The sequence below is a fragment of the Prauserella aidingensis genome, assembly GCF_024171865.1.
GTDB lineage: Bacteria > Actinomycetota > Actinomycetes > Mycobacteriales > Pseudonocardiaceae > Prauserella > Prauserella aidingensis.
Genome location: NZ_JAMTCN010000042.1, coordinates 1 through 26,604 on the forward strand (window position 1 = coordinate 1; position 26,604 = coordinate 26,604).

Below are 26,604 nucleotides of genomic sequence, written 5' to 3' on the forward strand. Positions count from 1 at the left end.
CGAGTCATGCGTTCCATTCGGCGCATATGGATCCGGTGTTGGCTGAGTTCCGGTCGGTGGTCGAGCGGGTGGAGTTGCGGGAGCCGCGGGTCGAGGTCGTCCCCGTGGCCGGCGGCAACGACGATCCTTCCGCTGTGGACTATTGGGTCGACAACGTGCGTCGCACGGTGCGGTTCGCCGAGGGTGTCGCACGGCTCGACGCGGGGCACATCGTGGAGGTCGGGCCCGATGCGGCTCTGACGCCGTTCCTCGACGGAGGAATTCCCACGGCGACCGGCGACGACGAGGAGGCCGCGCTCGTCCATGCGCTCGGCACGCTGCACGCACGCGGGGTGGCCGTGAACTGGACGGAGTTCTTCCGCGACAGCGGACCGGTCACGGTGGACCTGCCGACCTACGCCTTCCAGGAGCGGCGGTTCTGGCCCGAGCATCGCCACGGCGGAACACGCTCGCTGCATTACGTCGAGGACTGGGCACCGCTGACAGCGCCTTCCCGGACCGTCGAGCGCGAACGTCTGCTCGTCGTGCACGAGGCCGGCACGCCGGCGCCACTGGACGGCGTGCCAAGCCTCGCCGTGCCACGTGACATCGACCGCGGCGGGCTCGCCGACCTCCTCGCCGGAGCCCGCCACACGGCGGACACCGGCATCGGTGCCGACCACGTGCTGTCCGTACTGCACGGTGCCGCCGACGTTCTCGTCCTGCTGCAGGCCATGGGTGACGCCGCGATTCCGGGACGCCTGTGGGCGGTCGCGCATGACGCGGGTACCGCGGGGCTCGCACGCACGGCAGTTCTCGAACAGCCCGACACCTGGGGCGGTCTCGTCCACCACGACGGCTCCGACTGGGAACTCGTCGTCCGCGCACTCGGGGGACCGGAGGACGAGGTCGCCGTCCGCGACGGCGCCCTCTACGGCAGGCGCATCGTCCGGATGGCACCGGCGGCCGGTTCGTGGCAACCCCGGGGAACCGTGCTCGTCACCGGCGGCACCGGCGCGCTCGGTGCGCACGTCGCCCGCTGGCTGCACGAGCGGAACGTGGAACGCATCGTCCTCGCCGCACGCCGGGGCCTGGATACGCCCGGCGCGGCGGAACTCGCCGAGGAGACGGGCGCGATCGTGCGCGCCGTGGACGTCACCGACCGGGACCGGCTCGCCGCTCTCGTCGCGGAGTTCCCGCCCGACGCCGTCGTCCACGCGGCAGGCATCCTCGACGACGGTGTGATCGACGGTCTCACCCGCGAACGGATGCATGCCGTCGACGTCCCGAAGATCGACGCCGCCCGACTGCTCGACGAGCTGACCGGCGACCTCGACGCGTTCGTCCTGTTCTCCTCGGCGTCGGCGACGTTCGGCTCCGCCGGGCAGACCAACTACGCTGCCGCCAACGCCCGGCTCGACGCACTGGCCAGGGCACGGCACGCCGAAGGCAAGCCCGCCACGTCCGTCGCCTGGGGACCGTGGGCCGACGGCGGTATGGCCGCCGACCTCGGCGACCGTGCCGGGATGCGCGGGCTCCGCGCGGGCCGCGCACTCGACGCCCTGGCCACGGCCGTGACGGCGGGCAACCCGGTCGTCACCGTCGCCGACGTCGACTGGTCGGGCTTCGCCCCCGCCATGGCGGCGCTGCGGCCGAAGCCCGCGCTCGACGGCGTTCCCGAGGCCAGGGAGGCGCTGCGCGCCGCCGAACCGTCCCGGCCCGCGGACCTCGGCGGCGGGGAGCTGCTGCGCCTGGTCCGCGACACGGCCGCGGCCGTCCTCGGCCACCCCGGCGCCGACGCGGTGCCGAAGGACAAGGCGTTCCGCGACCTCGGATGCGATTCGCTGACCTCGGTGGAGATCCGCAATCTGCTCGCCGCGGCCACCGGACTCACCCTTCCCGCGGGCATCGTGTTCGACCAACCGACGCCGACCAGGCTGGCCGCCGAGCTCGGCAGGATGCTGGGCCACGGCGAAACGGACCAGGCCACGGCGACCACGACGGCCACGGACGAGCCGATCGCTATCGTCGGCATGGCGTGCCGGTTTCCCGGTGGGGCGGACACTCCCGAGCAGCTGTGGGAACTGTTGCGTGCGGGCGGGGACGCCATCGGTCCGTTCCCGGCCGACCGGGGGTGGGACGCCGCGATGCTGCACGGGGAGAACGGGCTGTCGCACACCCGCGAGGGCGGTTTCCTGCACGACGTACCCGAGTTCGATGCGGAACTGTTCGGGATCTCGCCCCGGGAGGCGCTGGCGATGGATCCGCAGCAGCGCTTGCTGCTCGAGGCCTCGTGGGAGGCGTTCGAACGCGCGGGCCTCGACCCGCTGTCGATGCAGGGAAGCGCCACCGGCGTGTTCGTCGGCACCAACGGACAGGACTACGCCTCGTTGTTGCTGGACGCCCCGCACGACGTCGGTGGACACATCGCGACCGGCAACGCGGCCAGCGTCGTGTCCGGCAGGTTGTCCTACACCTTCGGGTTGGAGGGCCCGGCCGTCACGGTCGACACCGCGTGCTCCTCGTCCCTGGTCGCGTTGCACTGGGCGGTGCGGGCGCTGCGCTCGGGCGAGTGTGACCTGGCCTTGGCGGGCGGCGTCACCGTGATGGCGACGCCGGGTGCGTTCGTGGAGTTCTCGCGACAGGGCGGATTGGCCGGGGACGGCCGGTGCAAGGCGTTCTCGGCGGATGCGGACGGCACCGGGTGGGGCGAGGGCGTCGGTGTGCTCGCCGTCGAGCGGTTGTCCGACGCGCAGCGCCACGGCCGCCGTGTGCTGGCGGTGGTCCGTGGTTCGGCGGTGAATCAGGACGGCGCGTCGAACGGGTTGACGGCACCGAACGGACCGTCGCAACAGCGCGTCATCCGGCGGGCGCTGGCCGATGCGGGGCTGCACCCGTCCGATGTGGACGCCGTCGAAGCGCACGGTACGGGGACGTCGCTGGGCGATCCGATCGAGGCGGAGGCGCTACTGGCCACCTACGGTCAGGATCGTGACCGGCCGCTGTGGTTGGGGTCGGTGAAATCGAACCTCGGTCACACCCAGGCCGCCGCGGGGGTGGCCGGCGTGATCAAGATGGTGCTGGCGCTGCGCCACGAAACACTGCCCAAGACCCTCCACGCCGACGAGGCCTCCCCGCACGTGGCCTGGGACGACGGGCCGGTACGGCTGGCGACCGACACCGTCGCCTGGGACACGCCGCCCGAGGACGGCGAGCGGCCGCGGCGAGCCGGGGTGTCGTCGTTCGGGTTCAGCGGCACCAACGCACACGTCGTCGTCGAGCAGGCACCGCGGGCCGGGAACCCGGTGAGCACCGCCCTCGACGTCCCGGTGCCGTGGGTGCTCTCGGGCGCGAGCGCGGGCGCGCTGCGTGCACAGGCCGAGCGGCTCCGCACGTTCGCCGCGGAACTGGCAGCCGAGGACTCCTCGGCCGGCCTCGCCGCCGCCGGCGCCGCGCTCGCACTGGCCCGGGCCAACCTCGACCACCGGGCCGTGGTCGTCGGGTCGAGCGCGGACGAACTCCGCACCGGCCTGGAGCGGGTCACCAGTGTGGTGGCCGGTTCGGGCGGCACGGCGTTCCTGTTCTCGGGACAGGGGGCGCAGCGTGCCGGGATGGGCCTCGAACTCGCGGCCGCGTTCCCCGCCTTCGCCGACGCGTGGCACGCGGTGCTGGCGCACTTCCCCGACTCCGTGCGGCGCGTGCTGACGGAAGGCGACTCACGGATCGACCGCACGGAGTTCACCCAGCCCGGCCTGTTCGCGGTCGAGGTGGCACTGGTTCGGCTGCTCGAGACGTGGGGTGTGCGACCGGATGTCGTCGTGGGCCATTCGGTCGGCGAGATCGCCGCCGCACACGTGGCCGGGGTCCTGGACCTCGCCGACGCCTGCCGGATGGTCGTGTCCCGCGGCGCGCTGATGGGTGCCCTGCCGGAAGGCGGTGCCATGGCCGCGATCGCGGTCGGCGAGGACGAGCTGGACCTGCCCGACGGGGTCGACCTCGCCGCGGTGAACGGGCCTCGTTCGGTCGTGGTGTCCGGACCGACCGAACCGGTGCTGGCACTGGCGGAGCGCTGCGCCGCCGACGGGGTGCGGACCAAGCGGTTGACCGTCAGCCACGCGTTCCACTCCTCGCTGATGGATCCGATGCTGGAACGGTTCCGTGAGGTCGTCTCCGAGCTGACGTTCGCCGCACCCGGCGTCGCCGCCGTCTCGGCGGTGACGGGTGAGCCGGTCGGCGACGTGTGGACCGACCCGGAACACTGGGTGCGGCAGGTCCGCGAACCGGTCCGGTTCGGCGACGCCGTACGCGCCGTGGACGCCCGGCTGTTCCTCGAAGTCGGCCCCGATGCCGCACTGACCCCTATGGCCGAGTCCGCCAGGACCGACGTCGACGGGGCGGGGGAACCCGGAGGCCCCGCGGGCGGCGAAGGCCCTGCCGAGGCCGTGTTCGTCGCCGCTCAGCGTGCGGGTACCGGCGAGGCGCACGCGATCGTCTCCGCGCTCGGGGACGTCCACGCCCACGGAGGGGACGTCGACTGGGCCGGGTTCTTCGACGGCGTCCGTCCCGCGGCCGTGCCCACCTACCCGTTCCAACGACGGCGCTACTGGCCCGACACGGCGAGTGCTCCGGACGACGCGATGTACTACACCGACGCGTGGCAGCCGGTCGGCTCGACGGCCTGCGCCGACGCCTCCGGCATCGCCGTTCTCAGTGACGGGCCCGTCACCGACGCCCTGGCAGCCAGGGGAGCGGACGTCCTGGTGGACGCGGCCGAGGCGACCGTCCCGGCCCTGGTGGTGTGCGCCGACGACCCGGCCGACCTGCTCGCCGCGCTGCACGCCGCGCCGCAGGGCACCCGTGTCTGGGGCGTGACGACGCAGGCCGTGACGGCCGGCCCCGCCGACCCCGCACCGATTCCCGAGCACGCGGCCGCATGGGGCCTGGGCCGCGTCGCGGCGCTCGAGCTGCCGGACACCTGGGGCGGTCTCGTCGACCTGCCTGCCGACCCGGACTGGGACGTGCTTCCCGGGGTGTTCGCCGGGCCCGACGACGAGGTGGCCCTGCGCGGGGGGACGGTCCTGTCGAGGCGGGTCGTCCGCACCGAACCGACCGGGGCCTGGACGCCGGCCGGCACGGTGCTGATCACCGGAGGCACCGGCGCGCTGGGCAGGAGGGTCGCCCGGTGGGCCGCGGACCAGGGCGCGCAGCGGCTGGTACTGGTCAGCCGCGGTGGTCCCGACGCCCCCGGAGCGGCCGACCTGAAGGCCGAACTGCCCGTGGAGACGCACGTGGTCGCCGCCGACGTCGCCGACCGTGACGCCATGGCCTCGGTGCTCGGCCGCCACCCGGTCGACGCCGTCGTCCACGCCGCAGGGGTACTCGACGACGGGGTCCTCGAAGGGCTGACGGCGGAGAGTCTGGCTGCGGTGGCACGGCCGAAGGCCGAGGCGGCCCGCGTCCTCGACGAGCTGACGCGCGACCGGAACCTGGACGCATTCGTGCTGTTCTCGTCGGCATCGGCCACCTTCGGCGCCGCGGGGCAGGCCAATTACGCCGCCGCGAACGCCGAACTCGACGCCCTCGCCAGGGCGCGCGCCGCAGCGGGACTGCCGGCCACGTCCGTGGCATGGGGCCCGTGGGCCGACGAGGGGATGGCCTCCGGCCTGGACGGCCGGTTCGGCCGTGGCGGCCTGGCGCCGCTCGCCCCGGAGCGTGCGCTCGCGGCGCTGTCGCGGTGTGCGGGCGCGGCGGAACCCGTGGTCACCGTCGCGGACGTGGACTGGGCACGGTTCTCCGCCGCGTTCACGACCGTCCGGCGTGGACGGTTGCTCGACACGCTTCCCGAGGCCCGCGCCGTGACTCCCGCGGCGGGCCCCGACCTCGCTGCCCGCATCGCCGGCGCGGCGGACCGCGAGCGCGTGATGCTGGATGCGGTCAGGGAAGCGGCCGCTGGCGTGCTCGGACATCCGTCGGCAGACGCGGTGCCCGCAGGCAAGTCGTTCCGTGAGCTCGGCTTCGACTCCCTCACGGCGGTGGAGTTCCGCAACGTCCTCGGGGCCGCCGGAGTAGCCCTGCCCGCCACCGCGGTGTTCGACTATCCGACACCGCACGACCTCGCCACGTTCGCCGTCGGCAGGTTGACGTCGACGGGACTGCCCTCGCTGCTGGAGGACATCGACCGGCTGGAGCAGCAGCTCGCCGAGGCCGCCACCGGCGAGCTCGACCGTGCCAGGGTGGCCGTCCGGCTGCGGAGTCTGCTCGACGCCTGGACCGACGGCGGCGGGGACACGGGAACCGACGACGAGGTGTTGTCGCTGGAGTCCGACGACGAACTGTTCGGCCTGATCGAGCGCAGCCTCGGACAGGACTAGACCGGCCGGGCCGGCGGCCGGGAGGGGACGCCGGTCCGGTACGACCGCCACCCGCGACGGTCTAGGGGTGGGACCGGAAAAGGGGGTAGGGGTGTGCCCCTCCGGGGGTCACCGGTGTCCGATTCCTTAGGGGTTGTCGGCCGTTTCGGGCCTCCATAGTGTTGGCCACGGCTGGGATTCATCGGTGCACTCCTGTCGGGCCTTTGGTGGGTTGACCCGGCCTTTTCGCGGAGGTGTCGCCAGATTTGTCGAGCGAGAACAAGCTCCGTGACTACCTGAAGTTGGTCACGGCCGACCTGCAGCGCGCCCGCAGGCAGCTCAAGGAGCAGCGCGAGGCGCAGTCCGAGCCGATCGCCGTCGTCGCCGCCGCGTGCCGCTTCCCCGGCGGGGTCGCCTCCCCCGAGGACCTGTGGAATCTGGTCGAGGACGGCACCGATGCGCTCCGGCCGTTCCCGACGGACCGCGGCTGGGATCTCGACAGGTTGGGCACCGAGTCGCTGGCCCGGGAGGGCGGGTTCCTGGACGAGGCAGGCGCCTTCGACGCCGACCTGTTCGGCATCTCGCCGCGCGAGGCCGTAGCGATGGATCCCCAGCAGCGGTTGATGCTGCAGATCTGCTGGGAGGCGTTCGAGCGCGGAGGCCTCGACCCCCGTGGCCTGCGCGGCGAGCGCGTCGGCGTCTTCGCCGGGACCAACGGCCAGGACTACGCCACCCTGCTGTTCGATTCGGGTGCGGACGCGGACGGTTACCTCGCCACCGGTAACGCCGCCAGTGTGCTGTCGGGACGCATCGCCTACTCCTTCGGTGTCGAGGGGCCCGCGGTCACGGTCGACACGGCCTGCTCCTCGACGCTGGTCACCCTGCACCTCGCGGCACGTGCACTGCGGGCGGGGGAGTGCTCGCTCGCTCTGGCGGGTGGGGCCACGGTGATGGCCACGCCCAACGGCTTCGTCGAGTTCTCCCGTCAGGGTGGACTCGCCGCCGACGGGCGCTGCAAGGCGTTCGCCGACGCTGCCGACGGCACCGGATGGGGCGAGGGGGCGGGCGTCCTGCTATTGGAACGACTGTCCGACGCGCAGCGCCACGGCCATCCCGTGCTCGCGGTCCTGCGGGGGTCGGCGGTGAACTCGGACGGTGCCTCGAACGGCCTCACCGCGCCCAACGGCCCGTCGCAGCAGCGCGTCGTGCTGCAGGCGTTGGAGGACGCTCGACTCGATGTGTCCGATGTGGACTTCGTCGAGGCACACGGTACCGGCACCACGCTGGGTGACCCGATCGAGGCGCAGGCACTGCTCGCCACCTACGGTCAGGGGCGCGAGGAACCGCTGTACGTCGGGTCGGTGAAGTCCAACATCGGGCACACCCAGGCCGCCGCGGGAGTGGCGGGCGTGATCAAGACCATCGGTGCGCTCCGGCGCGGGGTCCTGCCGAAGACCCTGCACATCGATACCCCGTCCGCCCACGTCGACTGGTCCTCGGGCGCCGTCGCACCGCTCACCGAGACCCGCACCTGGCCCGCTGTGGAACGGCTGCGCCGGGCGGCGGTGTCGTCGTTCGGCGTGAGCGGCACCAACGCTCACGTGGTGCTCGAACAGGCACCCGCGACCGAGCCTTCCGATCCGGTCGAGTGCGCTGTCGCGCCCTGGGTCCTCTCCGGCCGTACCGAGGCGGCGCTCGTCGCACAGGCGGTGCGCCTGCTCGATCACCTTCAGGGACGCGACACCACGGGGACGGGAAACGGGGGCGATACCGACGTCGCCTCGACCGAGGTGAGTATCGCCGACGTGGCCCGCACCCTGGCGGGCCGCGCAGCGCTCGACCAGCGGGCCGCGCTGGTCGGTGACCGGGACACGCTGCTGGCCGCCCTGCGCGCACTGGCCGCCGACGAGGCACATCCCGCGCTCGTACGCGGCTCCACGGGCGATCCGGGTCGGCTGGTGTTGGTGTTTCCGGGTCAGGGTTCGCAGTGGGTCGGGATGGCGCTGCGGCTGCGGGACGAGTCTCCGGTTTTTGCGGAGCGTCTTGCCGAGTGTGAGGCGGCGCTCGACGGGTTTGTGGACTGGTCGCTGTCGGACGCGCTGGCCGACGCAGAGTTGCTCGAGCGGGTCGACGTGGTGCAGCCGGCGCTGTGGGCCGTGATGGTCTCGTTGGCGGAGGTGTGGCGGTCGTGGGGCGTGGAGCCTGCCGCGGTGGTGGGGCATTCGCAGGGTGAGATTGCTGCTGCGGTGGTGGCGGGCGTTGTGTCTCTTGGGGACGGTGCCCGTGTGGTGGCGTTGCGGTCGCGTGCGCTGCGCCGGTTGGCGGGCCAGGGTGGCATGGTGTCGGTCGCGCTCGGTGTGGGCGAGGTGCGGGAGCGGGTCGCTCCGTTCGGTGCTCGGTTGTCGGTGGCGGTGGTGAATGGCCCGTCGGCGGTGGTTGTCTCGGGTGAGCCGGAAGCAATCGATGAGCTGATTGCCTCCTGTGAGGCGGACGACGTTCGGGCGAAGCGGGTTCCGGTGGATTATGCGTCGCATTCGTCGCAGGTGGACGATCTGCGCGAGGAACTCCTGGATGTGTTGGCGCCGGTGACACCGCGGGCCGGTGAGGTTCCGGTGTATTCGACGGTGACGGGGCGGGTCGAGGACGGCTCGGCGATGGGCGCGGAGTACTGGTTCGACAATCTGCGCAACCCGGTCGAATTCGCCGACGCGGTGGAACAGCTGAGGGCTGATGGGTTCGGCACGTTCGTGGAGTGTTCGCCGCATCCGGTGCTGACGATGGCCCTGCCCGACGACGTGGTCGCCGTGGGCTCGCTCAAACGCGACGAGGGCGGACTGCAGCGGATGCTGCTGTCGTTGGGCGAGGCCGCCGTCACCGGTGTCACCCCCGACTGGGACGCCGTCGCCCCCGGTCGCCTCGTCGACCTGCCCACCTACCCGTTCCAGGAACAGCACTTCTGGTTGCCGACCGGACATCGTGCAGGCGACGTCACCGCCGCCGGCCTCGGCGCAGCCGACCACCCACTGCTCGGTGCTGCTCTCTCCGTCGCCCACGACGACGGCGCCGTCCTCACCGGGCGACTCTCCCCGGACACGCATCCGTGGCTCGCCGACCACGTCGTGTCCGGCCGCATCGTCGTCCCCGGAACCGCACTTCTCGAACTCGCACTCCACGCCGCACGGCGGTCCGGCTGCGGCGCGGTCGCCGATCTGACCTTCGCCGAGCCGCTCGTACTGCCAGACGGCGGTGTGGACGTGCAGGTCGCCGTCGGACCGGACACCGGCGGTTCCCGACCGGTGCACATCCACTCCCGGCGCGGCGCCGACGACCCGTGGACGCGGCACGCCGAGGGAACCGTCGTCGGCGAGACCGCCGCGGTCGTGCCCGCGTCGCTGGCGGAGTGGCCGCCGGCGGGAGCCGAATCGGTCGACATCGCGGGCACCTACGACGCCTTCGCCGCAGCGGGCATCACCTACGGTCCGGCGTTTCAAGGCCTGCGGGCCGCGTGGCGGCGCGGCGACGAGGTTTTCGCCGAGGTCACGGCGGGTGACGGGGCAGACGGCTTCGCTATCCACCCCGCGTTGCTCGACGCCGCACTGCACGCCACGGCGTTCGGCTCGTTCGTCGCCGACGCCGATGCGGGGTGGATGCCGTTCTCCTGCACCGACGTCCGGCTGTTCGCCGCGGGGCCGGCCTCGCTCCGGGTGCGTCTCGCCCCCGCGGGCCGGGACGGTGTCACCGTGTTGGCCGCCGACGGCACGGGCGCGCCCGTGGCCGAGATCGCGGCACTGGCGCTGCGGCCGATCCCCGCACTCCCGGAACCGGCAGGTGGCTCCGCGGACACGCTGTTCCGCCTCGAGTGGCTTCCCGCGGGCGGCGCGTTGACGCTGCCCGTCGAGCCCGTGCGCTCGCCGGCCGAAGCGCTCGACGTCCTGCATCGCATCCTCGCCGCAGACGGCGAACCGGTGGCCCTGCTTGTCGGGGACGAGCCCGAGGCGGCCGCCGCGGGTGGTCTCGTCCGCTCCGCGCAGGCCGAGCATCCCGGCAGGGTCGTCCTCGTCGAACGCGCCGACGGTGTTCCCGTCGGCAGCGAGATCGCGGGACTACCCGGCGACGAGCCGCACGTGCGCGTGACCCGCGACGGCGTCGTCGTGCCGCGGATCGCGCGGGCGGAGCCGGCGCGGGAGACCCCGTTCGGCCCGGACAGCCGTGTTCTGATCACCGGAGGCACCGGCACCCTCGGCACGGCGCTGGCGCGCCACCTCGTCGAACGGCACGGCGTCGGCCACGTCGTTCTCGCGAGCCGGAGCGGGACGGCCGACCTGCCGGCGCTCGACGCCGACGTGCGAATCGTCCGGTGCGATGTGACGGACCGCGACGCCGTCGCCGCCCTGCTGGCCGAACACCCGGTCACGGCCGTCGTCCACGCGGCCGGTGTGCTCGACGACGCCACCACGACGGCGCTCACCCCCGACCGGCTCGACACGGTGCTGGCACCGAAACTCACCGCCGCCCACCACCTCGACGAGCTCGCGGGCGACGTCGAGGCCTTCGTCGTCTTCTCGTCGGCGGCAGGAGTGTTCGGCGGTGCCGGCCAGGGTGCGTACGCGGCGGCCAACGCCGGCCTGGACGCGCTCGTCGCCCGACGCAGGGCCGAGGGCAAGCCGGGTGTGTCCCTGGCCTGGGGACTCTGGGCCGAGTCCAGCGGCATGACCGGGCACCTCGACGACCGGCAGCACGACCGGCTCCGCCGTGGCGGCATGACCCGACTGTCCACCGAGGACGGATTGGCGCTGTTCGACGACGCGGTCGGCTCGTCCGAGCCGCTGCTGCTGCCGATCCGTCTCGACCTCGCAGGCGTGCGCGCACGCGCCGCCGAAGACGGGGTTCCGCCGCTGCTGCGCGGTCTCGTCCGTGCTCCCCTGCCGCGGGCGGCGACAGTCGAACCCGACGAGGGCCTGGCGGCCGAACTGGCGTCGATGCCGGACGAGGAACGGGAGGGACGTCTGCTCGACCTCGTCCGTTCGCACGTCGGAGCGGTGCTCGGTCACGGTGGCGGTGAGGCCGTCGAACCCGCACGCGCATTCACCGACCTCGGGTTCGACTCGCTGACCGCGGTCGAACTGCGCAACCGGCTGTCGGCCGCCACCGGACTGCGACTGCCCGCCACGCTCGTGTTCGACCACCCCACCTCGGTCGCCGTCGCCCGGCATCTGCAGGCCGAGCTCACCGACGGCGGCACGGCGCATGGCGGGACCGTCACCGCACAGCCGCGGGACGGCGAGCCGATCGCGATCGTGTCGATGGCGTGCCGGTACCCGGGCGGGGTTCGCACACCCGAACAGCTGTGGCAGCTGGTCTCCGAGGGCCGGGACGCCATCGGCGCGTTCCCCGCCGACCGCGGCTGGGACACCGAGCGGCTGTTCGTGGGAGAGGGACCCGGCACCAGCGCCGCCCGCGAAGGCGGGTTCCTCTACGACGCAGCTGACTTCGACGCGGCGTTCTTCGGCATCTCGCCTCGCGAGGCGCTCGCCACCGACCCGCAACAGCGCCTGCTGCTGGAGGTCGCGTGGGAGGCCCTCGAACGGGCGGGGTTCGAGCCCTCGGGCCTGCGTGGCAGTCGAACCGGCGTGTTCGCGGGGCTGATGGGGGAGGACTACACCGCGCGCCTGCTCGGCAGTCCCGACACCCTCGCCGACGTCGAAGGGCACCTCGGGGCGAGCGCGGGAAGCGTGGCCTCCGGCAGAATCAACTACGTCTTCGGGTTCGAGGGCCCGGCGGTCACCGTCGACACGGCCTGTTCGTCGTCGCTGGTCGCCCTGCATCTCGCCGCCAGGGCGCTGCGCGCCGGGGAGTGCGACCTGGCCATGGCGGGCGGCGCGACCGTGTTGTCCACCCCCGGCCTGTTCGTCGACTTCACCCGGCAGGGCGGTCTCGCCGCCGACGGCAGGGCCAAACCGTTCTCCGCAGGGGCCGACGGCACCGGATTCGGCGAGGGCGCGGGCATGCTCGTGCTCGAACGACTCTCCGACGCGCGGCGCAACGGTCACCCGGTCGTGGCGGTGCTGCGCGGCAGTGCGGTCAACTCCGACGGCGCGTCGAACGGGATGACCGCACCCAACGGACCGTCCCAGCAGCGGGTCATCCGGGCGGCCCTCGCGGACGCCCGACTCGAACCATCCGATGTGGACGTCATCGAGGCGCACGGCACCGGGACCCCACTCGGAGATCCGATCGAGGCGCAGGCGCTGCTGGCCACCTACGGCCGGGACAGGACCGAACCGGCGCGGCTCGGTTCGATCAAGTCGAACCTCGGTCACACCCAGGCGGCCGCGGGCGTGGCGGGCGTCATCAAGTCCGTGCTCGCGCTCCGCCACGGCGTCCTCCCACCGACCCTCCACGTCGACGAGCCGACACCGCACGTCGACTGGACCACCGGCAGCCTCGCCCTGCTCACCGAACCGTGTGCGTGGCCTGCCGACCGGGCACGTCGCGCTGCGGTGTCGTCGTTCGGCATCAGCGGCACCAACGCGCACGTCGTGCTGGAGCAGGCGCCCGAGTCCGAGGTCGCCGTCGCCGCCGTCCCGGGCGCCGACCCCGCCACCACGGGGACGGCCCCGGCGTTCCGGCCGGTGCCGTTGCCGATCAGCGCCGCCACACCGGCGGCCCTGCGGGCCCACGCCGCCCAACTGGGCGAGTACGTGCGCGCCCTGCCCGACACGGCCGACTCCGACACAGGCGCTTCCGACACAGCGCTCCGGGACATCGCCTGGACACTGGCCACCAGCCGTGCGGCACTGGACCACCGCGCCACCCCTGTCGTCACCGGCCGGGCCGAGGCCCTCGACGCACTCGATGCGCTGGCCGCGTCCGCGCCCTCCGAACGGCACCCGGCCGGGGCGGCCACCGGTGCGAGCGGGCCCGTGTTCCTGTTCAGCGGTCAGGGAAGCCAGCGGGCCGGTGCGGGACGTGAGCTGTACGCCGCGCTGCCCGTGTTCGCCGCGGCCTTCGACGAGATCGCCGACCGCTTCGACGTGGACATCCGCACGGTCGCGCTGGGCGACGATCCGGACGGCCTGCTCGACGACACCGGACATGCCCAGCCCTCGTTGTTCGCGCTGGAAGTGGCGCTCGCGCGGCAGCTGGAGCACTGGGGCGTCCGCCCCGCGGCGTTGCTGGGCCACTCGATCGGCGGGATCTCCGCTGCACACGTCGCGGGGGTGTTCGACCTCGACGACGCCTGCACGCTGGTCGCGGCCCGTGCCGAGCTGATGTCGGCGCTGCCCGCCGGAGGTGCGATGGCCGCGGTGGCGACCTCGGAGGCGCGGGCCCGCGACGCCCTCGTCCCGGGTGCGGACATCGCGGCGGTCAACGGGCCCGAAGCGGTCGTACTGTCCGGCGACGAGGACGCCGTGCTCGCCGTCGCCGACCGGCTCGCGGCCGAGGGAGCACGCACGACACGGCTGAGTGTCAGCCACGCGTTCCACTCGGCACGCATGGAGCCGATGCTCGAGCGGTTCCGCGCCGTCGCCGAGACGATCGACTACCGCGAGCCACGCCTGCCGTTGGTGTCCGATCTGGACGGAGCGCCTGCGGACGGGGCGGTCGCGACGGCCGAGTACTGGGTGCGCCACGTGCGTGAATCCGTCCGGTTCGCCGACGGGATCGCCACGCTCGCCGGCCGGGGACTCGACCGCTTCGTGGAGGTCGGACCGGACGGCGCGCTGCTGGGTTCCGTCCGGGACACGGTCGCCGGTGAGACACCCGTGTGCGTGGCGGCGCTGCGTCGCGACCGCGACGAGGCGACCACATTCCTGACCGCGGTCGCCGACCTCGCCACGCACGGTGTCGCCGTCGACTGGAGCGCGGTGCTCGGCGGGGGCCGTCTCGTCGACCTGCCGACCTACCCGTTCCAGCGCGAGCGCTTCTGGCCCGCGGAACCGGCTGCTGCTCCTGCCGTCGCAGCTCCCGCGGCCGGCCTGCTGTACGAGGCGGCCTGGACCCCGGTCTCGGCGACGGCCACCACCGATCTGACCGGCTGGACCGTCACGTTGCCTGCCGAGCCGCAGCCCTGGCAGTCGGCCGTCCACACCGAACTCTCCGCGCGCGGCGCGGGGAACGAGCCTGCCGCCGGCGTCATCGCGCCGGTGGCCGACGCCACCGAGCTGCTGGACGTGCTGCACCGCACCGCCGGGGGCGTGCCGGTGTGGGCCGTGACCCGAGAGGCCGTCGCCGCGGGCGGCATCGTGCCCGACGCGCACGCCGCCACCGCCTGGGGACTCGGCCGGGTCGCCGCCCTGGAGGCACCCGACCGCTGGGCCGGACTGCTGGACCTGCCCGACGCTCCTGACTGGGACGTCGTGGCCGCCGTGCTCGCGGCGGGGGAACCGGAGATCGCCGTGCGCTCCACCGGTGTGTTCGCACGACGGCTCCGTCGTGTCGCGGACCCCGGTGACGGCTGGACGCCCCGCGGGACGGTGCTCGTCACCGGTGCCACCGGGGCGCTCGGCGGCGAGGTCGCGCGCTGGGCCGCGCGTTCGGGCGCCGACCGGCTCGTCCTCGTCGGACGTCGGGGCGCGGCCGCGCCCGGCATGGCCGAGCTGGTGGCCGAACTGTCACCGTCGGCAGAGGTCGTCGTCAGGGCCGCCGACGTCGCCGATCGCGCGGCGATGGCGCCACTGCTGGCCGAGTTCCCGCCGGACGCGATCGTGCACACCGCCGGGATCGTCGACGACGGCGTACTCGACGGGGTCTCCGCCGACGGACTGCGCGCCACGGCGGCGCCGAAGGGCGACGCGGTGCGTGTGCTCGACGAGCTGACGGGCGATCTCGACGCGTTCGTCGTGTTCTCCTCGTCGGCCGCGACGTTCGGTGCCGCGGGGCAGGCCGCCTACGCCGCCGCCAACGCGGAGCTGGACGCGCTCGCCGAACGGCGCAGGGCCGAGGGTCGCCCGGCGACGTCCATCGCGTGGGGTCCCTGGTCGGGTGCGGGAATGGCGGCAGGTGACCACGTTGCCGCCCGCCTCGCGCGCGGGGGCCTCGTGCCCATGGTACCCGTCGTGGCCACGGCGGCCCTGTCCGCCGCGGTGGCCAGTGGACTGCCCGTCGTCACGGCCGCCGACATCGACTGGGCCGTCTTCACTCTCGGCGCCGGCAGACTGCTCGACCATCTGCCCGAGGCGGCACGGGCCGCAGGTGCGGGCGGACCGGACGGTGGGGCCCTTCACGACCTCACGGACGTCACGCCGGAGACCGTCCTCGAGCTCGTGTGTACCCGCGCCGCCGCGGTGCTCGGCCACCGCGATCCTGCGGCGATCCCCTCGGAAAAGCCGTTCCGCGACCTGGGGGTCGACTCGCTGACGGCGGTCGAACTGCGCAACGCCCTCGCCGCGGCGACCCGTCTGACCCTGCCCGCGGGCGTCGTGTTCGATCACCCGACCCCGGCCGAACTCGCCGATGCGATCCTCGAGCGACTCGAGGGTGCGGCGGACGACTCGGGGACACCGGCTCCCGCCCGCGCGGCACGGCCCGCGCGGGTGAACCCTGTCGACGAACCGGTCGCGATCATCGGTATGGCCTGTCGTTTCCCCGGTGGCGTAGGCAGTCCGGAGGACCTGTGGGACCTGCTCGCGACCGGCGGCCACGGGGTCGGCCCGTTCCCGGACGACCGCAACTGGGATCTCGCCGCCCTGTCCGGTGACTCCGCCCTGTCCGCCACCGGACAGGGAGCGTTCCTGCGCGACGCCTCCGGCTTCGACGCCGACTTCTTCGGGATCTCGCCGCGCGAGGCGCTGGCGATGGACCCGCAGCAGCGATTGCTGCTGGAGACCAGCTGGGAAGCCGTCGAACGTGCGGGCATCGTCCCGACCTCCCTCAAGGGCACGACCACCGGCGTGTACATGGGAACCAACGGCCAGGACTACGCGAACCTGTTCGTCGGCTCCGCCGAGGACGTCGCGGGACACCTCGTGACCGGCAACGCCGCGGCGGTCGTGTCCGGAAGGCTGTCCTACACCCTCGGGTTGGAAGGCCCGTCGCTCACCGTCGACACGGCGTGCTCGGCGTCCCTGGTCGCGCTGCATCTCGCCGCGCAGGCACTGCGTTCCGGCGAGTGCGACCTCGCCCTGGCCGGTGGCGCGACCGTGATGGCGACACCGGGTGCGTTCGTGGAGTTCTCGAAGCAGGGCGGCCTCGCGGGCGACGGACTCTGCAAGGCGTTCTCGGCGGATGCGGACGGCACGGGCTGGGGCGAGGGCGTCGGTGTGCTGGCGGTGGAACGGCTGTCGGACGCTCGGCGCCACGGCCGTCACGTGCTGGCGGTGATGCGCGGTTCGGCGGTGAATCAGGACGGTGCGTCGAACGGGTTGACCGCGCCGAACGGCCCGTCGCAACAACGGGTCATCCGTGCGGCGCTCGCGGCCGCCGACATGGGACCGTCCGATGTGGACGTCGTCGAGGCGCACGGAACCGGAACGTCGTTGGGCGACCCGATCGAGGCGGAGGCCCTGCTGGCGACGTACGGCAGGGACCGTGACCGGCCGTTGCTGCTGGGATCGGTGAAGTCGAACCTCGGTCACACCCAGGCGGCCGCGGGCGTGGCGGGTGTCATCAAGGCCGTGCTCGCCCTGCGGGAGGGTGCCGTTCCCGCCACGTTGCACGTCGACGAGCCGACTCCGCACGTCGACTGGTCCGCGGGCGGTGTCGAACTCGCCACCACCACGCGCGCGTGGCCCGAGACCGGCCGGCAGCGGCGCGCGGCGGTCTCCGCGTTCGGGGTCAGCGGCACCAACGCCCACGTGGTGCTGGAACAGGGCGACCCACCGGAACCGGTCGGGGAGCAGGACGCCGCGGCGGCCGGGGCCGGGCAGGTCCCGTTCGTGCTGTCGGCCGCGTCCGAGCCTGCGCTCCGGCAGCAGGCGGCGAGGCTGGCCGAGGGGCAGGCCGGCCTCAGCGGCGCCGTCGCGTACTCCCTCGCCACGGCGCGTGCCCGGCTGACGCACCGCGCGGTGGCCGTCTCCCCGGACGCGGTGCGGGCACTGGCCGCAGGGGAGTCGCACCCCCACCTGGTGCGCGGAACCGCGGGGGAGCCGGGCCGAACCGTGTTCGTCTTCCCCGGTCAGGGGCCGCAGTGGCCGGGTATGGCCCGGCGGTTGGCGGCCGAGTCCGACGTGTTCGCCGCCCGGTTCGCCGAGTGCACCCAGGCCCTCGAGCGGTACGCCGAGTGGCGACTCGACGACGTGCTCGACGACGCCGAGCTGCTGGAACGCGACGACGTGGTCCAGCCCGCGCTGTGGGCGGTCATGGTGTCCATAGCGGCCGTCTGGCGTGCGTGGGGCATCGAGCCGGACGCCGTGGTCGGCCACTCACAGGGAGAGCTCGCGGCCGCCGTCGTCGCGGGCGCGGTCTCCCTCGACGACGGGGCACGCATCGTCGTCCGGCGCGCGCGGGTGCTGCATGCGTTGGCAGGGCAGGGCGGCATGCTCTCGATCGCCCTGCCCGAGGACGCCGTCCGCGAGCGCATCGCCGAATACGGCGACCGGGTGTCGATCGGCGCCGTGAACGGCCCTCGATCCGTGGTCGTGTCCGGGGAACTGGACGTACTCGACGAACTGATCGCCACCTGTGCGGCCGAGGGCGTGTGGACCAAGCGGGTGCCGATCGACTACGCGTCCCATTCCGCCGTTGTCGAGCGGGTCCGGGACGAGCTGATGGACGTGCTGGCCGTCGAGCCGTCCGCCGCGGAGGTGCCGATCTACTCCACCTCCAGTGGCCGGATCGAGGACGGCACGGGCATGGACGCCGACTTCTGGTACCAGAACCTCCGCAGCGCCGTCCGGTTCGCGGACACGGTCGACCGGCTCACCGCCGACGGCGCCGGCACGTTCGTCGAGTGCTCGCCGCATCCGGTGTTGACGACGGCGTTGCCGGAGACCTGCACGGCCGTCGGGTCGGTCACCCGCGACGACGGCGGGCTGCGGCGGTTGCAGTTGTCGCTCGGCGCACTGATCGTCGCGGGAACGGAACCGGATTGGGAAGCGGTCGTCCCCGGTGCGCGCCGGGTCGACCTGCCGACGTACCCGTTCCAGCACGACCGTTTCTGGCCGCGGCGGGTCGTGGCGGCCGGTTCGCTCGACCACGCCGGGCTCGAGCGGGCCGGACATCCGCTCCTCGCCGCGGTGACCACCGTCCCCGACGAACGCGGGATCCTGCTCACCGGCAGGCTCGCGACCGAGACACAGCCCTGGCTCGCCGACCACGTCGTGGCGGGACAGGTCGTGTTCCCCGGCACCGGCGTGCTCGAACTGGCGCTGCACGCCGCGGACACGGCCGAACTGGCCGGCGTCGACGAACTGTCCCTGCACGCGCCCGTGGTCGTCCCCGACGGCGGCGTGGACGTGCAGCTCGTCGTCGGCCCCGTCGCCGACGGGCGTGCGACATTCACTCTCCACACGCGACAGTCCGGTGGAGGCTGGCTGCGCAACGCGTCGGGAACGCTGGCCGACCTTCCCGTGCCCGAGCGGCCCCGGCTGCCGTGGCCGCCGTCCGACGCGGAGCCGGTGGACGTCGCCCGCGCCTACGAGAAGCTCGCCGAGGGCGGACTCGCCTACGGGCCGTTGTTCCGTGGACTGCGGAAGGTCTGGCGCGCCGCCACCGGCCCCACCCCCGACACCGCCGACGCCGGAGCCGTCTACGTCGACGTCGCACTGCCCGGGGACGTCCCCGCAGGCTACGGCGTCCATCCTGCAGTGATCGACGCCGTGCTGCACGCCACCGGCTACGGCACGTTCGTCGGTGATCCGGGGTCGGCGTGGTTGCCGTTCTCCTGGCGGGGCGCCGTGCTCGGAGCGGCCGGCGCGGGCCGGGTGATCGCCCGCCTCGCACCGGCGGGCGAGAACACCGTGTCGGTCACGGCGGTCGACGAGTCCGGGGCTCTCGTGCTGCACGTCGACGCGCTCGCACTCCGGCCGCTCACCGCCGCGGACCGCAGCGCGCCGACCGGTGCGGCCGCGCTGTACGGCGTGGAGCTCGCCGACGCGGCCCTGGCCGCACCAGACGACGGGACAGGCGCCGGGACGACGGCTCCCGTCGTGCTGAGTATCGAGCCCGGTGACACCGAGCAGGCCGCCCGCGCCGCCGTCGACCGCGTCCTCACGTCCGCCCAGGAGGCCTGCGCCGACGACCATCGCCTCGTCGTCCACGTCACCGAGGACGATCTCGTCGCCGGGGCGCTGCGTGGTCTGCTCCGCGCCGCCGACACCGAACACCCCGGACGCTTCACCCTGCTGATCGCGGGCGACGGCGATCTGGCGACCGCGGCGGCCGAGTCCGACGAACCGGAACTCGTCGTGCGCGACGGTCGTGTGCTCGCCCCCCGTCTCACCGCGCCGGTCACCGACGAGCCCGCATCGAGCCCGTTCGGTGGTGGTTCGCGGGTGTTGGTGACGGGTGGTACGGGGCGTTTGGGTGCTGTGGTGGCGCGGCATCTGGTGGTTGCTCATGGTGTTGGTGAGGTGGTGTTGGCGGGTCGTCGGGGTGGTGATGCTCCGGGGGTGGAGGCGTTGGTGGGGGAGTTGTCGGCGTTGGGGGCGTCGGCGCGTGTGGTGGCGTGTGATGTGGCTGATCGGGGTGCGGTGGCTGCGTTGTTGGCCGAGTTCCCGGTGACGGCTGTGGTGCACGCCGCGGGAACCCTCGACGACGGCGTGCTCAGCACGCTCACTCCGGAGCGGGTCGACACCGTGTGGGGCGCCAAGGCCGCGGGGGCGGCCCACCTCGACGAACTGGCGGGCGACCTCGACGCGTTCGTCGTCTTCTCGTCCGCTGCCGGCCTGTTCGGCAACGCGGGGCAGGCGAACTACGCCGCGGCGAACGCCGCCGCGGACGCGGTCGTCGCACGCAGGCGCGCCGAGGGGAAACCGGCGTTGTCGCTCGCCTGGGGCCTGTGGGCCGAAGCCAGCGGAATCACCGGCCACCTCGACGACACCCAGCTGCGCCGCGCCGGGCGGGGCGGCGGGGGAGCCCTCGGTACGACGGACGCACTGGCGCTGTTCGACGCGGCGGTCGGAACCGACACGGCGTTGCTCGCACCGCTCGCCCTCGACCTCGCCGCCGCCAGGACCGCCGCGACGACCGCGGGCGTGGTCCCGCCGCTCTTGCGCGGACTTCTGCGGATTCGCCCGCGTGCCACGGCGACCACCGCGGCCGCGACCGACCTGACCGGGCTGGACGCCGCGGAGCTGCTGGAGTTCGTGTGCGGCCACATCGCGGCCGTCCTCGGGCACGAATCGGCCGCGGCGGTCGATCCCGAGCGTGGGTTCGTCGACCTCGGTGTCGACTCGCTGACCGCCGTCGAACTACGCAACCGGCTGGCCGCGGCCACCGGACTGCGACTGCCGGCGACCCTCGCGTTCGATCACGCCTCACCGGCCGAACTGGCCGCCCATCTGGGCGATCGGCTCGGCGGTACGGCGGCGGGCGCGGCGAAACGGGCGCTCGCGGGCATCGACGCGCTCGAACCACTCGTGGCGGACATCGTCGACGACGACGTCGACCGGCAGCGCGTCGCGACGAGACTGCGGACGCTGTTGGCCGAGCTCGGCGAGGACACCGCGGCGCCGGCGCCCGCGGACGCCGCGGCCGGTGACGACCTGAGCGACGCGTCCGCCGAAGACCTTTTCGACGTGCTGGACAACGAGATCGGAATCTGATGACGGGCGTGAACGACCGGGAGGTGGCCCCGCGTGGCCGATGACGCCAAGGTCCTCGACTACCTCAAGCGGGCGACCGCGGACCTGCGCGAAACGCGCAGGCGGCTGGCGGAGTCGGAGGACAAGCGGCACGAGCCCATCGCCGTCGTCGGCATGAGCTGCCAGTACCCGGGTGGGGTGCAGTCCCCGGAGGATCTGTGGCGACTGGTCACCGAGGGCCGGGACGGCATCGGGAGCTTCCCGACCGATCGCGGCTGGGCCGAGGACGCCCTGCGCGACACCGAGGGTTCGGGTTCGCTGTCGGTCCAGGAAGGCGGCTTCCTCGACGGCGCGGGCGACTTCGACGCGGGATTCTTCGGGATCTCACCGCGCGAGGCACTGGCGATGGATCCACAGCAGCGGCTGCTGCTCGAACACGCGTGGACCGCCGTCGAGCGGGCGGGCATCGACCCGGCATCGCTGCGCGGCACCCGCACCGGTGTGTTCTCGGGCGTGATGTATCACGACTACGCCGTCCGGTTGCAGAGCGCCGCCGACGACGTCGCCGGGTACGTCGGCACCGGCAGCGCCGCGTCGGTCGTCTCGGGCCGGGTGGCCTACACGATGGGTCTGCAGGGCCCGACGCTGACCGTGGACACCGCGTGCTCGTCGTCGCTGGTGGCGCTGCACCTCGCGGCGTCGGCGCTGCGCCAGGACGAGTGCCGGTTCGCGCTCGCGGGCGGCGTCACCGTGATGTCCAACGCGGGCAGCTTCGTCGAGTTCTCCCGTGCGGGAGGACTGTCCGGCGACGGCCGGTGCAAGTCGTTCGCCGAAGGCGCCGACGGCACCGGTTTCGGCGAGGGCGTCGGCGTGCTGTTGCTGGAGAAGTTGTCGGACGCGCGGCGGGCCGGACACCGGGTGCTGGCCGTGCTGCGCGGCAGTTCCGTCAACTCCGACGGTGCAAGCAGCGGCCTGACCGCCCCGAACGGGGCCTCGCAGCAGCGCGTCATCCGGCAGGCGCTCGCCAACGCCCGACTGGAACCGTCCGATGTGGACATGATCGAGGCGCACGGGACGGGCACGCCGCTGGGCGACCCGATCGAGGCGGGCGCCGTCATCGCGACGTACGGCCAGGACCGTGACCGGCCCGTGTACCTCGGCTCCATCAAGTCGAACATCGGGCACACCCAGGCCGCCGCCGGGGTGTCCGGCGTCATCAAGGCGATCATGGCGGTGCGCAACGCGGCGATGCCGCGATCGCTGCACCTGGAAACCCCGACGTCGCAGGTGGACTGGGACGGGGGAGAGGTCTCCCTGCTCACCGAGACCCGCGACTGGCCCGAGGTGGACCGGCCGCGGCGTGCGGCGGTGTCGTCGTTCGGGATCAGTGGCACCAACGCGCACGTCGTCGTCGAGCAGGCGCCCGACGATCAAGCCGACGACGCTGCGGACGGAGCCGACGCCGCGACGGACGGCGGCGACGGTGGCGACGAGGAGGACTCGCCCGCAGCGGCGTACGACGGCCCGACCGTGTGGCCGCTCGCCGCGCGCAACGAGGACGCCCTGCGCGTGCAGGCCGACCGGCTTCGCGGCGCGGTGGCGGCGAACCCGGAATGGACCCCCGTCGACGTCGGACACTCGCTGGCCACGACGAGGACGGCGTTCGAGCACAGGGCCGTCGTCGTCGGTTCCACCCGCGACGAGCTGTTGGCCGGACTGGACGCCGTCACCCCGACGACGGCCACCCGCGGCCGAACGGCCTTCGCCTTCACCGGCCAGGGGTCCCAGCGCGTGGGCATGGGCAGGGATCTGGCCGCGGCCTTCCCGGTGTTCGCCGAGGCGTGGGACGAGATCGTCGCGCTGCTGCCCGAACCGGTGCAGCAGGTGCTGACCGAGGACCAGTCCCGCCTGGACGAGACGGAGTTCGCCCAGCCCGCGATCTTCGCGTTCGAGATCGCACTCGTGCGGCTGTTCGAGTCGTGGGGTGTGCGCCCCGACGTGGTGATCGGCCACTCGGTCGGGGAGATCGCCGCCGCGCACGTCGCCGGTGTTCTCACACTGGCCGACGCGGCCGCGCTCGTCGTCGAACGCGCCCGGCTGATGGGTTCGGTCACCGCCCGCGGCGCCATGGCCGTCGTCGGCCTGCCCGAGGACGAGATCACCCTGCCGAACGGGGTGGAGATCGCTGCGGTCAACGCCGTCGACTCGACCGTCGTCTCGGGTGACGAGGACGCCGTGCTCGCCCTCGTCGAGGAGTGCACCGCCCGCGGCGTGCGGGCCACGCGGCTCACCGTCAGCCACGCGTTCCACTCGGCGCACATGGACGAGGCCGTGCAGCCGCTGGCGGCATTCGTCGCGGAGCTGCCGCGGTCGGCCCCGCTTGTCGACTTCGTCACCGTCGCGGGACCCGGCGGTCCCCACGACGCCGACTACTGGCTGCACAACCTGCGCGACACGGTGCGGTTCGCCGAAGGTGCGGCCCGGCTCGACGCGGCCCGCGTGGTGGAGATCGGTCCGGACGCGGCGCTCACCCCGGTGCTGGAGGGCTGCGCGCCCTCCCAGCACCGGGACCGCGACGAGGTGCACACGGTTCTCCGGGCGCTCGCCCATGTCCACGCCACCGGCGGCGACGTGGACTGGACCTCGCTGCACCGCGGGGGCCGCATCGTCGACCTGCCGACCTACCCGTTCCAGCGGACCCGGTACTGGCCCGCCGTCGAAGCGCCGACCGGCACCCCGTGGCACTACCGTGACCACTGGACTCCGATCGCCGAGAACCCGCCCGCGTCGCTCGACGGCTGGCTCGTCGTCGGTGACCCGTCGACTCCGCTGATCGACGGCGTGGTGGAACGTGGTGCGCGCGCCGTGTCCGACGACGAGTTGCCCTCGTCGATCACCACCGGCACCGCGGGCGTCCTGGCACTGCGTCCGACGGTCGGCGGCCTCCTCACGCTGCTGCAGTCCCTTGTGGACAATCCGGTACCGGTGTGGGCGGTTACGACCGGAGCGCAGGACACGGCGACAGGTGCCGTCCCGCCCGAGCTGCACGATCCCGAACAGGCCGCAGTGTGGGGCCTGGGCCGCACCGCGGCGCTGGAGATCCCGGAACGCTGGGGCGGCCTCGTCGACCTCCGGGCCGACGTACCCGCCGAGCTGCACGCCGAACGCGTGGCCCGGGTGCTCGGCGGGGGCGAGACCGAGGTCGTCGTGGGCCCCGACGGCAACCACGCGCGCCGCCTGACCCGCGCCGAGACGGCGGAGTCCTGGACGCCGCGCGGCACCGTGCTGATCACCGGCGGTACCGGGGCGCTCGGCGTCCGTGTCGCGCACTGGGCCGCGGCCACCGCCGACCGCATCGTGCTGACCAGCCGCCGCGGCGGCGAGGTGCCCGAGGGTCTGCCGGGCGACACTCGCGTGGTCGCGGTCGACGCCTCCGACCGGGACGCCATGGCGTCGCTCGTCGCCGAGTGCGAGCCGAACGCCGTCATCCACGCGGCCGGGGTGCTCGACGACGGGGTGCTCGACCGCCTCACCCCCGAGCGGCTGGCCACGGTCGCCGCGGCCAAGCCGGTCGCCCTGCGCGTGCTCGACGAGGTCACGCGCGGGTTCGACCTGGACGCGTTCGTCGTGTTCTCCTCGGCCGCCGCCACGTTCGGCGCACCGGGCCAGGCCAACTACGCCGCCGCCAACGCCGAACTGGACGCGCTCGTCCGCGCGCGCCACGCCGCGGGGCTTCCCGGTACGGCCGTCGCCTGGGGCCCGTGGGCGGACGACGGCATGGCCACCGGCGACAAGGCCGCCGCGCGCACCGCACGCGCGGGCCTGACCGGGCTCACCGCCGACCGCGCCACGACCGCGCTCGCCCTGGCCGTCGGATCCGGACTGCCCGTGGTCACCGTCGCCGACATCGACTGGTCGGTGTTCTCGCTGCCGGGCCGGCTGCTCGAGGACCTTGCCCCGGCACGGCCCGCCGTCACCGCTCCGCAGGCCGACCCGGCCGACCGGTTCCGGTCCCTGCCCGCCGACCGGCGGAGCCGGGAACTGCTCGACCTCGTTCGGGAACAGGCCGCCGCCGTCCTCGGGTTCGACTCCGCCCGCGCGGTACCCGCCGACCAGGCGTTCCGCGATCTGGGCTTCGACTCGCTGACCGCGGTCGAGTTGCGCACCGCCGTCAACGCGGCCACAGGACTGTCGCTTCCCGCCACGGCCGTGTTCGACCACCCGAGCGCGGCGGACCTGGCCCGTCACCTCGACGAACTGCTCGACGGCGCCGACGGCACGCGAGTGCCCTCGGTCGTGGCCGCCACGGGATCCGACGAGCCCGTGGCGATCGTCGGCATGGCCTGCCGCTTCCCCGGAGGTGTGAACTCGCCGGACGAGCTGTGGGACATGCTCCTCGCCGAGCGGGACGGCCTCGGCCCGTTCCCCGACGACCGCAACTGGGACCTGGCCGCGCTCTACGATCCGGACCCGGACAACCCCGGCACCTCCTACACCGAGACCGGCGGGTTCCTGCACGACCTGCCCGGGTTCGACGCCGACTTCTTCGGGATCTCGCCGCGTGAGGCGCTGGCGATGGATCCGCAGCAGCGGTTGTTGTTGGAGACGTCGTGGGAGGCGTTCGAACGCGCCGGTATCCCGGCTACGGGCCTGCGCGGCTCGGAGACCGGCGTGTTCGTCGGCACCAACGGCCAGGACTACGCCCAGCTGTTCAGCGGCTCGACCGAAGGCGTCGAAGGACACCTGGCCACCGGTAACTCCGCCAGCGTCGTGTCCGGCCGGCTGTCCTACGTGTTCGGCCTGGAAGGTCCTGCCGTCACCGTCGACACGGCGTGCTCGGCGTCCCTCGTGTCCCTGCACCTCGCCGTACAGGCGCTGCGGTCCGGCGAGTGCTCGCTGGCCCTCGCAGGCGGCGTCACGGTCATGTCCACCCCGACGGCCTTCGTCGAGTTCTCGCGGCAGCGTGGGTTGGCTGCGGATGGTCGGTGTAAGTCGTTTGCGGAGTCGGCTGATGGCACTGGTTGGGGTGAGGGTGTTGGTGTGTTGGTGGTGGAGCGGTTGTCGGATGCTCGGCGGCGGGGGCGTCGGGTGTTGGGGGTGGTTCGTGGTTCGGCGGTGAATCAGGATGGTGCGTCGAATGGGTTGACGGCGCCGAATGGTCCGTCGCAGGAGCGGGTGATTCGGCAGGCGTTGGTGAATGCTGGGTTGTCCGGGTCTGATGTGGATGTGGTGGAGGCGCATGGGACGGGGACGTCTCTGGGTGATCCGATCGAGGCGCAGGCGTTGTTGTCGACGTATGGGCAGGGTCGTGAGCGGCCGTTGTTGTTGGGTTCGGTGAAGTCGAATCTGGGTCATACGCAGGCTGCTGCGGGCGTCGCCGGCATCATCAAGGTCGTCGAGGCGATGCGTCGTGGTGTGGTGCCGAGGACGTTGCACGTCGATCGTCCGACGTCTCATGTGGACTGGTCGTCGGGTTCGGTGGAGCTGCTGACTGAGGCGCGGGAGTGGCCGGAGGTGGGCCGTCCCGGTCGTGCGGCGGTGTCGTCGTTCGGGGTCAGTGGTACCAACGCCCACGTCATCCTCGAACAGGG

3 protein-coding genes are annotated in these 26,604 nt (G+C 73.3%); all 3 read left to right on the forward strand.

All coding sequences use genetic code 11. The annotated features are described in order from the left end of the window. Positions 1-38: 38 nt before the first annotated feature. Complete coding sequence (locus LY13_RS24385; protein WP_253830908.1) at positions 39-6,350, forward strand: type I polyketide synthase; 6,312 nt, start codon at positions 39-41, stop codon at positions 6,348-6,350. Between the two features lie 245 nt (positions 6,351-6,595). After that, positions 6,596-21,034: a type I polyketide synthase gene (locus LY13_RS24390; RefSeq protein ID WP_253830909.1), complete on the forward strand. Its 14,439-nt coding sequence runs from the start codon at positions 6,596-6,598 to the stop codon at positions 21,032-21,034. A 33-nt stretch (positions 21,035-21,067) separates the two neighbouring features. Next, on the forward strand, positions 21,068-26,604 hold a 5,537-nt coding region (locus tag LY13_RS24395; RefSeq protein WP_253830910.1), incomplete at its 3' end, for a type I polyketide synthase.